Here is a 648-nt window from a genome sequence, read left to right on the forward strand (position 1 = left end):
GAACGACGGCGCAGCCGCTGCCGAGCGAGCCGAAAACCGACGACATCGCCTGGATCTCGCTCTCCCGCGGCCAGGTCGTGATCGTCGCCGGGGGGGTCGGAAGCTGGTCGATCAGGTCGCGCCACTTCTCGCGCGGCAGACGCAGCTTCATCCGATTGAACTGGTCGAACGCGAACTCGGTCTGCGGACCGAACAGGCCGTCGATGCGCCCGGCGTCGTTGTCGGTGTCGTTGCACAGGAACTGGCCCAGCGCGATCTTCCGCCGCGCGGGCGACCAGCGGCTCCAATCACCGGCGATGTCGGCGCTGCGCCGGGCCAGATACCGGTTCATGCCGTCCACGGATCTCGGGCCGAACAGGCCGTCGAGGTCCCCGTCGTAGAGGCCGACCGTCATCAGCAGCACCTGCAGGTCGACATCCTCGATCACCGGCCGGACCAACCCGGTGTTGGCCGCATCGCCCGTGCTGTCCTGGTCCTGCGTTCCTCCGGCCACATTGCCGGCGCCTCCGAAGAACGACCAGATCGCTCCGGTTCCCCGCAGGGCGATCGACATCACGTCGCCGAGCCGATTGCTCCAGCCCCGCAGGAAGTACTTGGCGTCCGGATGGCCGACGTAACGGTCCTTGCGGGCGTTCGCGACCGCGAGCG

The 648-nt window shown here is 68.4% G+C and carries 1 protein-coding gene; it reads right to left on the reverse strand.

What is annotated here, in order from left to right; all coding sequences use genetic code 11:
• Positions 1-648, reverse strand: a 648-nt coding sequence (locus ABTU92_RS29330; RefSeq protein ID WP_408095076.1) for a hypothetical protein, incomplete at both ends; no start/stop codon positions are given.

It is taken from the genome of Rhodoplanes sp. SY1 (genome assembly GCF_046000175.1).
GTDB lineage: Bacteria > Pseudomonadota > Alphaproteobacteria > Rhizobiales > Xanthobacteraceae > Rhodoplanes.